Raw genomic sequence first — 11813 nt, forward strand, 5'->3', positions numbered from 1 at the left:
GCCCTGCGTCAGCCGTTGCGGCGGCGCAGCGCGAAGGCAATGGCGACGACAGCCAGCGCCGAAATCCACAACGGCCAGAGCCCGAACGGCGCCACCCAGCGCGCATAGGGCGTGAGCCCCTTGCGGCCTTCGACCGGCGCCTCGAGCACGCCGCGCGTCAGGCGCGGCAGCTGGTGCGTGACGCGGCCTTCGGCGTCAATCACCACGGTTGCGCCGGTGTTGGTGGCTCGCACCATCGGCCGCGCGAATTCGAGCGAGCGCATGCGCGAAATGGCCAGGTGCTGGTCGATGGCGACCGAATCGCCGAACCACGCGATGTTGCTCACGTTGAGCAGGATGGTCGGCGCCGTGGCCTCGTTCTTGAAGTTGGCGCCGATCTCGTCGCCGAACAAGTCTTCGTAGCAGATGTTCGGCGCGATGCGCTGGCCTTGCCAGGCGAAAGGCGCCTGCGCGAGCCCGCCGCGGGCGAAGTCGCCGAGCGGAATGTTCATCATGCGGATGAACCAGCGAAAGCCTGGCGGAATGAACTCGCCGAAGGGAACGAGGTGGTGCTTGCTGTAGCTGTAGGGCTGCGCGGCGCCGGGCTGAAAGCCGAGCACCGCATTGCTGTAGGTGCCCTGGCCGCCCATCGGAAGCCCGACGATCGCGGCTTGCGCGCCCTGGCTGTAGCGCGCCTGGATGGCTTCGAGGTAGCCGGCGGGCAATTGCTGCGGCAGCAGCGGCAATGCGGTTTCGGGCGTGACCACGAGCGAAGCCTTGGCATCGCGCAGCTGCTCGCCGTACCAGCGCAGCGCCAGGTCGATGCCGCCGCCGGGGATGAATTTTTCGTCTTGCGGGATGTTGCCTTGGAGCAGCGCCATCTGCAGCTTGCCGCTGGAACCTTTTTCGCCTCGTGCCTCGGCGGGCAGCGGATTGACCAGGTGCGGCGCCACGAAGACGGCGGCGATCACTACCAGCGACTGCGCGAGCGCCGCGGTGCGCGCGGGCCGTGTGAGCGCGACCAGCGCGGCTGCGATGGCGGCGACCGCACCAATACCGTACACGCCAATCCACGGAGCCCACGCTGCCAGCGGTCCCTCGACGTGCGCGTAGCCGCCGGCACCCCACGGAAAACCGGTGAACCAGCTGCCGCGCACGAGCTCGGCCAAGGTCCACAACGCCGCGAACACCAGGGCACCGGCCACAGGCCCGCGCGGCCCGCGAACGACGAACCAGGCGCAGGCCACCGCGTAATAGAGCCCGAGCGCGGCCGCGAGCGAGAGCACCGCGATGGCCGCGAGCGGCGCCGGAAGCCCGCCGTAGGTATGCATCGAGATGAAGAGCCACCAGAAGCTGCCGGTGAGCCAGGCCGTCGAGAAGACCCAGCCATACAGGCCGGCGCGGCGCCAGCCGGCGCCTTCGGCGCGCAGCCGGTCCAGCAGGCCGACGAGCACGGCCAGCGAGATGAGCTGCAGCCACCACAGCGGGTGGCCGTTCGCGGGCCAGGCAATGGCGGCGGCCTGCGCGAGACCGGCAAAAGCGAAGCCGAGGAGGCGCAGCAGGCCCACGGCGGAAAAGGTTGGTGACGTGCGGAGCGTGGCCGCTGCGGGCAACGGCATCAGTCGGCCGCGTCGCTGCCGCGGGCCGGGGACACCTTGAACCAGCGCACGGCGCCGCCCTTGGTGTGCAGCACCACGAAGTCGAAGCCGCCGATGGCGTGGTGCTCGCCGCGCTTGGGCACGTGGCCCATCTCGTGCGCGATGAGGCCGCCGATGGTGTCGAAGTCTTCGCTCAGCTGTTCTTCATCGAAGACGATGCCGAAGGCCTCGGCCACGCGCTCAATGGGCGTGTCGCCCGAGACGCGATAGGTATGGTCGGCCAGGCCGAAGATGTCGCCTTCGTCTTCGGCAATGTCGAACTCGTCTTCGATCTCGCCGACGATCTGCTCGAGCACGTCCTCGATGGTGATGAGGCCGGCCACGCGGCCGAACTCGTCGATCACGATGGCCAGGTGGTTGCGGTTGCCGCGGAACTCGCGCAGCAGATCGTTCAGGCCCTTGCTCTCGGGAACGAAGGTGGCCGGACGCAGCAGCGCACGGATGTTGAGGCCCGGCGCGCGCTGCAGCTTGAGCAGGTCTTTCGCGAGCAGGATGCCGATGATGTTTTCTTTTTCGCCCTCGTACACCGGGAAGCGCGAGTGCGCGGTGTCGATGACGAGATGCAGCAGCGCGTCGTACGGCGCGTCGATGTTCACCAGGTCCATGCGCGGGGCGGCAACCATCACGTCGCCGGCCGTCATGTCGGCCATGCGCAGCACGCCTTCGAGCATCACGCGCGACTCCGCGCCGATCACCTCGTTGTCCTCGGCGTCGGCCAAGGTTTCGATCAGCTCGTCGCGCGAGTCGGGACCGGGGTGGATGAATTCGGCCAGCTTCTGGAGAAAGCCGCGCTTGTCTTCCCGTTCAACGGGAGCGCGTTCAGGGTGAGGTTCGGCCACTGCGGGAGGCGTAGTTGAAGAGATACAAGGATACCGGATTGCGTGTGACAGGCACTACCGCGTGGCCGTCACAGGCCCTTTTCGGGTATTCAGGGCGCAGATTTGCTGCGTGCGTCCCGCATGCCGCTGCGCACTTCCTGCAGGCTGGCGAGAAAAGCCCAGAACTGCTTGGCGCGGGTCTTGAGGTGGTAGTCGACCGCCGCGTAGTGCTCGAGCGCAATTTCGCTCATGCGGCTGTCGAAGGTGGCGCTCGGCAGTTGCAGATGCGCCTCCGACTCCGAACCGCTGCGCACCACGGTGGCACCGGCGTTGCGTGCAATTTTCAGCATGGCGGCGTTTTCGCTCAGCGCATGAATGAAGAGCATGCCCACGCCTTCGTTGCGCGCCACGACCACGGCGCGCTCGAACAGGCGGGCCCCGTAACCGCGGCCGCGTGCATGCGCCGCCACCGAGACGCCGAACTCGGCGCAGTCGCTGTGCTGGTCGTCCGGCGCGAAGGCCAGATGGGCCATGGCGATCAGGTCGAGGCGGCGGTTGTAGATGCCGAAGAGCTCATCGCGATCGAAGTCGAGACCGTCGACGTAGCGCTGCACCTGCTCGTCGGCCGCGGCATAGCCGAAACGCAGGTAACGGTCATGGGGGGTCAGCGCCAGCAGGTGGCGCGCGATGCGGTCGCGTTCGCGCGGGCCGATCGAGCGGATCGGCACCATGACGGGCTGGGGCGCGAAGGTCGCGCGCGGTTGTGCCTCAACCATCGGCGCCTTCAGGAAAGAGCCGAGGCCGAGAGACGCTTGAAAAAGGGTCTTGGCGGTGAGCATGGCTCAAATATAAGGGTTTTCCCTTAACCACCAAGGTTGAATGTGTACTTCCAGTTCTCATTCGTGAACCAATACCAGAGGGTGTGTTGTTCAAGCAACTGATCCGTTGCTAAACCGGCACAGCTGTTGTGGCCTTGACACGGTCGAGCACGAAGCTGGTCTTGCAGTCTTCAACGCTGGGGTGCTTGAGCAGGGTGTCCATGATGAAGCGGCTGTAGTGGCCCATGTCCGCGACCACCACGCGCAAGAGGTAGTCCATCTCACCGGTCAGCGCGGCGCATTCGACCACCTCGGGCCAAGTCTGGACGCTGGCCCGGAACAGGTCCATGGGATTGCGCTTGTGGCTTTCGGTGTGCTTTTCGAGCCGCACATTCAAATAGGCGGTGAGGCCAAGGCCTATGACTTCCGGGCGAACCAGGGCGACATAACGGTCGATGACGCCGCTTTCCTCCAGCCGCTTGACCCGCCTGAGCACGGCGCTGGGGGAAAGGCTGACCTCTTCCGCAATCTGGTCGTAAGTGGCGCGCCCGTCTGCTTGCAGCGTGCGCAATATGAGCCGATCAATCTTGTCGAGTGCTTCCATATCTGAATTTTTGCAGTTTTACTGCGCCATAGCCACCCGCAGCGCCCAATAACGCTGAAAACATGAGTGGCATCCGCCCTACATTGCTGCAAAGGCCGCTCTCGCGTGCTTTTTCGCTTTTCTGCACCGCAATTTCCTTGTCATTCGAACCCACTTCTGGAGACCCACCCATGAGCCATACCGACGCCCCCGCCTTCACGCCCTGGGAGAACCCGATGGGGACCGACGGCTTCGAATTCATCGAGTACGCGGCACCGGATCCGGTCGCCATGGGCAAGGTGTTCGAGCGCATGGGCTTCACGGCTGTGGCCAGGCACCGCCACAAGAACGTATTGCTGTACCGCCAGGGCACGATCAACTTCATCGTGAACGCCGAGCCCGACTCGTTCGCGCAGCGCTTTGCGCGCGAACACGGCCCGAGCGTCTGCGCTATCGCTTTCCGCGTGCAAGACGCCAAGCAGGCCTATGAACGTGCGATTGGGCTGGGCGCTTGGGGTTTTGCCGACAAGGCGGGCCCGGGGGAACTGAACATTCCCGCCATCAAGGGCATCGGCGACAGCCTGATCTACCTGGTGGACCGCTGGCCCGGCAAGAACGGCGCGAAGCCGGGCGACATCGGCAACATCGGTTTCTATGACGTCGACTTCGAGCCGCTGCCGGGCGTGGCCTCGCAGGATGCGCTGGCACCCAAGGGCAATGGCCTCACCTATATCGACCACCTCACACACAACGTGTACCGCGGCCGGATGAATGTGTGGGCCGGCTTCTACGAGAAGCTCTTCAACTTCCGCGAGATCAAGTACTTCGACATCGAAGGCCAGGTGACGGGCGTGAAGAGCAAGGCCATGACCAGCCCGTGCGGCAAGATCCGCATCCCGATCAACGAGGAAGGCAAGGAGCAGGCGGGCCAGATCCAGGAGTACCTGGACATGTACCGCGGCGAAGGCATCCAGCACATTGCGATGGGTTCGGACAATCTGTACGAAACCGTCGACGCGCTGCGCGCCAAGGGCGTGACGTTGCTCGACACCATCGACACGTACTACGAACTGGTCGACAAGCGCATTCCCGGGCACGGCGAAAGCGTGGCCGAACTGCAGAAGCGCAAGATCCTGATCGACGGCAAGAAGGACGCGTTGCTGCTGCAGATCTTCAGCGAGAACCAGCTCGGCCCGATCTTCTTCGAGTTCATCCAGCGCAAGGGCGACGACGGTTTCGGCAACGGCAACTTCAAGGCGCTGTTCGAAAGCATCGAGCTCGACCAGATGCGCCGAGGCGTGCTGGCGGCCCCAAAATAAGCGCCTCTTTCATTGCCCAGGAGCCTCCATGCGCAGCACGTTTTCGATCGGCTTGACCCTCATCGCGGCGGCCGCCGTTCTTTCCGGTTGCGCGATGGCGCCGGCCGCGCCCGCGACCGTGTCGCACCTGGACACGGTGCAGAAGGCCGCCGTGCTGCGCATCTGCACGCCGGGCGACTACAGACCCTTCAGCTTTCATAAGGCCGACGGGTCGTTCGAAGGCATCGACGTCGACTTGATGGCCGGCTTCAGCACCAGCTTGGGCGCTAAGCCCGAGTGGGTCAAGACCACCTGGGCCAACCTGTTGCCCGACCTCACGGCCGGTAAGTGCGACATCGCGGTCGGCGGTGTTTCGGTGACCACCGATCGGCAAAAGCGCGCCTTCTTCAGCGCACCCTACATGGTGAACGGCAAGGCGCCTATTGCACGCTGCGCCGACGTTGCCAAGTACCAGAGCGTGGCCGACATCGACAAGCCTTCCACCCGGGTCATCTTCAATCCGGGCGGCAGCAACGAGCGCTTTGCGCGCGCCAACTTCAAGCAGGCCAAGCTCACGCTGCACGGCGAGAACGTGACGATCTTCGACGAGATCCTTGCCAACCGGGCCGACGTGTTCGTGACCGAATCCGCGGAAGCCATCACGCAGCAGAAGCTCAAGCCGGGGCTCTGCGCAATCAACCCCGAGAAGCCGCTGCAGTACGGCGAAATGGCCTGGATGCTGCCGCGCGACGACGTGGCCTTCAAGGCCTATGTCGACCAATGGCTGCATCTGCAGCAAGCCGGCGGCGACTTCCAGCGCGTGATGAACCGCTGGCTCAAATAACCAGAGAAACACCCTGATGGACGACACCCCTGCCGCCGCCACCGCCGTCAAACCTGCCGTCTACGGCGCTTCGGATCGCCCGCCGCGCGGCGACTACTCGCGCGGCGGCGCGGTGCATGCCGACTACACCTGCCCGCAGGACTGGGCCAGCTACACGCCGGCCGACCACGACACCTACAGGCGCCTGTACGAGCGGCAGGCCGCGCAGTTGCCGGGCCTGGCCTGCGACGCGTTCATCGAGGCGCTGCCTTTGCTCGGCGTGAAGGACCGCATCCCGCGCTTCGAGGAAATCAACGAGCGGCTGCATCGCGCCACCGGATGGGAAATCGTCGCGGTGCCGGGGCTGATTCCAGAGCTGCCGTTCTTTACCTTGCTGGCGAACCGCAAGTTTCCGGTGACCGACTGGATCCGCAAGCCCGAGGAGTTCAACTACATCGTCGAGCCCGATGTGTTCCACGATCTGTTCGGCCATGTGCCGATGCTGTTCGACCCGACGTTTGCAGACTATGTGCAGCGCTATGGCGCCGGTGGAATCAAGGCGCACGAGCTGGGGGCCGGCGAAAAGCTGTCGCGGCTGTACTGGTACACGGTGGAGTTCGGATTGATTCGCCAGCCCGATGGCCTGCGCGCCTATGGCGCCGGCATCCTGAGCTCGGTGGGAGAGTTGAAGCACGCAGTGCTCAGCGACGAGCCGCGCCGACTTCCGCTGGACCTGCTGCGTGCCATGCGCACGCGCTACAAGATCGACACCTACCAGGCTAACTATTTCGTGATCAAGAGCTTCGCGGAGCTCTTCGAACTCACGGCGCCCGACTTCACGCCGATCTACAAGGCACTCGAAGTCGAGCCCGACATCGAAGCCGGCGTGCTGCTGCCGGGTGAATCCGGCAAGGCCTGAGAGCGCTCCTTTCCGGGGCGGCGCCACCACGCCCGCCCGAGGCCGGCCAAGCCGCGCAGCTATCGCGCGCGCGACAGTGCTTGCCGTTGCCCTAGGACAAGCCCGCTAGTGGTCGGGCGCATCTGGCTCCCACAATCCGCGCAAAGGAGCTTGCATGCAGACATCCGCGCGACAGAACTACCCGGCCGACGTGCCGCACGAGATCAATCCCGAGCAGTATCGGTCTCTGACCCACATGTTCGACGAGGCTTTCGGCCGCTACGCGGAGCGGCCGTTCTCCGTCTGCATGGAGCGCTGGATGTCGTACGGAGAGCTCGACACGCTCTCGAAGGCGCTGGGCGCCTGGCTTCAGTCGCTTGGCCTCGAGCCGGGCGCGCGAGTGGCCATCATGCTGCCCAACGTGCCCCAGTTTGCCGTCACGATGTGCGGCGTGCTCCGGGCCGGCTACACCTGCGTGAATGTCAACCCGCTCTATACGGCCCGCGAGCTCGAGCACCAGCTCAAGGACTCCGGCGCAACGACCATCGTCATCCTCGAGAACTTCGCCTCCACGCTCGAGCAGGTGATCGAGCGCACCCCGGTCAAGCATGTCGTCGTCACTTCGATGGGCGATTTGCTGGGCGGCCTCTATGGCGCATGGATCACTATTGCGGTTCGCCACTTGGCCAAGATGGTTCCGCCTTACAAGCTGCCGCTGAGCGGCGGCCGCACAGTCACGGAGTTTTCCAAGGCCATTGCCGAGGGACGCGGCCGGCCCCTCGGTCCAGTCCAGAGCACGCTCGATTCGATCGCATTCCTGCAATACACCGGCGGCACGACGGGTCTGTCGAAGGGCGCGGTGCTGACCCACCGCAACATCGTTGCGGCCACCCTGCAGGCGGAGGCGTGGTTCACGCCCGCACTGTCGCGGGCAGGCGACCTCTCCAAGGTCAACAGCATCGCGGCCTTGCCGCTGTATCACATCTTCGCGCTGACGCTGTGCCTGCTGGTCATCCGCCAGGGCTCGCACATGACGCTGATTCCCAATCCGCGCGACTTCGACAAGTTCATTGCGGTGCTCAAGAAGCGTCCCTTCCATATGCTGCCGGCGGTGAATACGCTGTTCAATGCGCTGCTGATGCATCCGCAGTTCAAGTCGATCGACTTCTCGACGCTGTTCGTGTCGCAGGCCGGCGGCATGGCCGCCTCGGAGGGCACGGCACAGCGATGGTTCGAAGCGACCGGCTGCCCGATGATCGAAGGTTGGGGCATGAGCGAGACCTGTGCGATCGGCACAAACAATCCGGTGTCGAACACGAAGTTCACCGGCACCATCGGCTTGCCGCTGCCGAGCATCGAGATTGCCATCAAGGACGATGAAGGCAACTCCCTGCCCGTCGGCACGGCTGGCGAGCTCTGCATCAAGGGCCCGAACGTGATGACCGGCTACTACAACCAGCCGGCCGAAACCGCGGCAGCCTTCACAGCCGACGGTTTCATGCGCACCGGCGACATCGCCGTCATGCAGGAAGACGGCTACAGCCGCATCGTCGACCGCAAGAAGGACATGATCCTGGTCAGCGGCTTCAACGTCTTTCCGAACGAACTCGAGAACGTGATCTCGCTGTGCCCAGGCGTTGTCGAATGCGCCGCCGTGGGCGTGCCGGACGAAAAGCAGGGCGAGGCGATCAAGGTGTTCGTCGTGCGCAGGGATCCGACGCTGACCGAAGAGGCGGTGCTCCAGTACTGCAACAGCCAGCTCACCGGCTATAAGCGGCCCAAGCACATCGAGTTTCGGGAAACCTTGCCGAAGACCAATGTCGGGAAGATCCTGCGCCGTGAGCTTCGAACCAGCGCGAGCGCCTGAGTGAGCGAGCTCGCCGCGGCTGGGCTGCCGGCGAACCTCGTCGTCTTCGAGCGCGGCTGGCTTTCATCGAACAACATTCTGTTTGTCGGGGCCGACGAGACCGCGCTGGTCGACACCGGGTATGCCACGCATGCCGATCAAACCTTGGCGCTTGTCGAATCGACGCTCGGGACGCGGCCGCTCCATCGGATATTGAACACCCATCTGCATAGCGATCACTGCGGCGGCAATGCGGCACTGCAGCGGCACTACCCCAAGGTGGTAACAGAGATTCCGCCTGGGGAGGCGAATCTTGTGGAGCAGTGGGACGAAAGCGGCCTGAGCTTCCGTGCGACAGGACAGGTATGCCCACGGTTTCGGTTCGACGGGCTGCTGCGGCCTGGGACGGAATGCATGCTCGGGGACAGGGCTTGGCAGGTGCACAGCGCACCAGGCCACGATCCGCATTCGATCATTCTGTTCGACCCCGTCTCGCGAACACTGATCTCGGCCGATGCCCTTTGGGAGAATGGTTTTGGTGTCGCCTTTCCAGAACTGGCAGGCGAGCCGTCGTTCGGAGATATCGCGGTCACCTTGGATCGCATCGAGGCGCTCGCGCCGCTTCAGGTGGTTCCTGGCCACGGGCGCGTCTTCACTGACGTCAGCAATTCCCTGGCTACCGCGCGCCGTCGACTTGACGGGCTCCAGCGGGATCCGGTGAAGCATGCACGGCATGCCATCAAAGTGCTGATGAAGTTCAAGCTGCTCGAGGTGCAGTCCATTGCGCTGAATGAATGGACCGACTGGCTTCGGAGCGCGTCATATTTCGGTGTTATCCGCGAGCGCTTCTTCGCAGACACGGAGCTGGATCAATTGGCCGAAGATATCTTGGCTGAATTGGTCGCCGCCGGTGCGGCCGAGACCGATTCGGCGCTCATACGAAATACTTGACGCTTGCCACTCGGCAATAAAAAAGCGCGTTACGGTGAGGTGACGCGCTTTTTATCAATCCAAAAGAAAAAAGCCCAACACGCTGTGTTGGGCTTTTCCTGGCTGTAAGAGCCTGACGATGACCTACTTTCACACGGGAACCCGCACTATCATCGGCGCTGACGCGTTTCACTGTCCTGTTCGGGATGGGAAGGAGTGGTACCACGTCGCTATGGTCATCAGGCATAACTTGTTGTCTGGTTGATCACGTGATCAATCAAACGAATTCATAGAGTTTGGAATCAGCACGCAATGACTGCGCTGCTTGAATGTATTTTGAATGCGTCAACTTGGCATAACACCTTGATCAGACTGATCAAAGTTATAGGGTCAAGCCGCACGAGCAATTAGTATCAGTTAGCTTAACGCATTACTGCGCTTCCACACCTGACCTATCAACGTCCTGGTCTTGAACGACTCTTTAGGGGGCTCAAGGCCCCGGCAGATCTCATCTTGAAACGAGTTTCCCGCTTAGATGCTTTCAGCGGTTATCTCTTCCACACTTAGCTACTCGGCAATGCCACTGGCGTGACAACCGATACACCAGAGGTGTGTCCACTCCGGTCCTCTCGTACTAGGAGCAGGCTTCCTCAAATCTGCAGCGCCCACGGAAGATAGGGACCAAACTGTCTCACGACGTTTTAAACCCAGCTCACGTACCTCTTTAAATGGCGAACAGCCATACCCTTGGGACCGGCTACAGCCCCAGGATGAGATGAGCCGACATCGAGGTGCCAAACACCGCCGTCGATATGAACTCTTGGGCGGTATCAGCCTGTTATCCCCAGAGTACCTTTTATCCGTTGAGCGATGGCCCTTCCATACAGAACCACCGGATCACTATGTCCTGCTTTCGCATCTGCTCGACTTGTCAGTCTCGCAGTTAAGCACGCTTATGCCATTGCACTATCGTCACGATGTCCGACCGTAACTAGCGTACCTTCGAACTCCTCCGTTACGCTTTGGGAGGAGACCGCCCCAGTCAAACTGCCTACCATGCACTGTCCCCGATCCAGATAATGGACCTAGGTTAGAACCTCAAACACACCAGGGTGGTATTTCAACGTTGGCTCCACAAGATCTAGCGACCCTGCTTCAAAGCCTCCCACCTATCCTACACAGATCTGTTCAAAGTCCAATACAAAGCTACAGTAAAGGTTCATGGGGTCTTTCCGTCTTTCCGCGGGGAGATTGCATCATCACAAACATTTCAACTTCGCTGAGTCTCAGGAGGAGACAGTGTGGCCATCGTTACGCCATTCGTGCAGGTCGGAACTTACCCGACAAGGAATTTCGCTACCTTAGGACCGTTATAGTTACGGCCGCCGTTTACTGGGACTTCAATCAAGAGCTTGCACCCCATCATTTAATCTTCCAGCACCGGGCAGGCGTCACACCCTATACGTCCACTTTCGTGTTTGCAGAGTGCTGTGTTTTTAATAAACAGTCGCAGCCACCGATTTTTTGCAACCCATTCATGCTTCGTTGTTCACTACACACTAATAGGGCACACCTTCTTCCGAAGTTACGGTGTCAATTTGCCGAGTTCCTTCTCCTGAGTTCTCTCAAGCGCCTTAGAATACTCATCTCGCGCACCAGTGTCGGTTTGCGGTACGGTCGTATATAGCTGAAGCTTAGTGGCTTTTCCTGGAACCTCGTTCAGTCACTTCACGGACAAGTCCGCTCGATCGTTGGCCTCGGTATATGTGCACCGGATTTGCCTAATGCACGCCTACATCCAACTAAACCAGAATAATCCAATAACTGGATGACCTATTAAGATCCGTCCCCACATCGCACTATATATCGGTACAGGAATATTGACCTGTTTCCCATCAGCTACGCATCTCTGCCTCGCCTTAGGGGCCGACTCACTCTACGCCGATGAACGTTGCGTAGAAAACCTTGCGCTTACGGCGAGGGGGCTTTTCACCCCCTTTAACGCTACTCATGTCAGCATTCGCACTTCTGATACCTCCAGCACGCTTTACAACGCACCTTCACAGGCTTACAGAACGCTCTCCTACCACTTGCAATAAATTGCAAATCCGCAGCTTCGGTAACTGGCTTAGCCCCGTTACATCTTCCGCGCAGGACGACTC

At 61.8% G+C, this 11813-nt stretch carries 9 protein-coding genes and 2 rRNA genes (1 of these 11 running past the window's edge); 5 read left to right on the forward strand and 6 right to left on the reverse strand.

The genetic code is table 11. From position 1 onward, the window contains the following. Positions 1-8: 8 nt before the first annotated feature. From lnt to EJI00_RS14860, 4 genes are all read right to left on the reverse strand, one after another. Positions 9-1598, reverse strand: a complete 1590-nt coding sequence (gene lnt / locus EJI00_RS14845) for an apolipoprotein N-acyltransferase (RefSeq protein ID WP_126748279.1) — start codon at positions 1596-1598, stop codon at positions 9-11. Continuing rightward, complete coding sequence (locus EJI00_RS14850) at positions 1598-2476, reverse strand: HlyC/CorC family transporter (protein WP_126748280.1); 879 nt, start codon at positions 2474-2476, stop codon at positions 1598-1600. The genes lnt and EJI00_RS14850 overlap by 1 nt, the downstream gene beginning before the upstream one ends. Before the next feature lie 89 nt (positions 2477-2565). Then, the gene (locus tag EJI00_RS14855; RefSeq protein ID WP_126748281.1) at positions 2566-3294 is read right to left on the reverse strand and encodes a GNAT family N-acetyltransferase; all 729 of its coding nucleotides are present in this window, start codon (positions 3292-3294) and stop codon (positions 2566-2568) included. A gap of 109 nt (positions 3295-3403) precedes the next feature. Further along, complete coding sequence (locus tag EJI00_RS14860) at positions 3404-3877, reverse strand: Lrp/AsnC family transcriptional regulator (protein ID WP_126748282.1); 474 nt, start codon at positions 3875-3877, stop codon at positions 3404-3406. 170 nt (positions 3878-4047) lie between these two features. Between EJI00_RS14860 and hppD the strand changes: the two genes are divergently transcribed. From hppD to EJI00_RS14885, 5 genes are all read left to right on the forward strand, one after another. Continuing rightward, a complete protein-coding gene (hppD, locus tag EJI00_RS14865; protein WP_126748283.1) occupies positions 4048-5175 on the forward strand; it encodes a 4-hydroxyphenylpyruvate dioxygenase in 1128 nt (375 codons plus the stop codon). 28 nt (positions 5176-5203) lie between these two features. After that, positions 5204-5998, forward strand: a complete 795-nt coding sequence (locus tag EJI00_RS14870; protein WP_126748284.1) for a transporter substrate-binding domain-containing protein — start codon at positions 5204-5206, stop codon at positions 5996-5998. Between the two features lie 16 nt (positions 5999-6014). After that, the gene (phhA, locus tag EJI00_RS14875) at positions 6015-6896 is read left to right on the forward strand and encodes a phenylalanine 4-monooxygenase (protein ID WP_126748285.1); all 882 of its coding nucleotides are present in this window, start codon (positions 6015-6017) and stop codon (positions 6894-6896) included. A 154-nt stretch (positions 6897-7050) separates the two neighbouring features. Continuing rightward, positions 7051-8742: an AMP-binding protein gene (locus EJI00_RS14880; protein WP_126748286.1), complete on the forward strand. Its 1692-nt coding sequence runs from the start codon at positions 7051-7053 to the stop codon at positions 8740-8742. Then, positions 8743-9672, forward strand: coding sequence for an MBL fold metallo-hydrolase (locus EJI00_RS14885; RefSeq protein WP_126748287.1), 930 nt, complete (start codon positions 8743-8745; stop codon positions 9670-9672). Positions 9673-9782: 110 nt separating this feature from the next. On the opposite strand, the gene rrf is transcribed toward EJI00_RS14885, so the two are convergent. Then, positions 9783-9895, reverse strand: a 5S ribosomal RNA gene (gene rrf, locus EJI00_RS14890). A 142-nt stretch (positions 9896-10037) separates the two neighbouring features. Further along, a 23S ribosomal RNA gene (locus tag EJI00_RS14895) occupies positions 10038-11813 on the reverse strand; it runs 1098 nt beyond the window's last position.

This window comes from Variovorax sp. DXTD-1, assembly GCF_003984625.1.
Taxonomy (GTDB): Bacteria; Pseudomonadota; Gammaproteobacteria; order Burkholderiales; family Burkholderiaceae_C; genus Variovorax.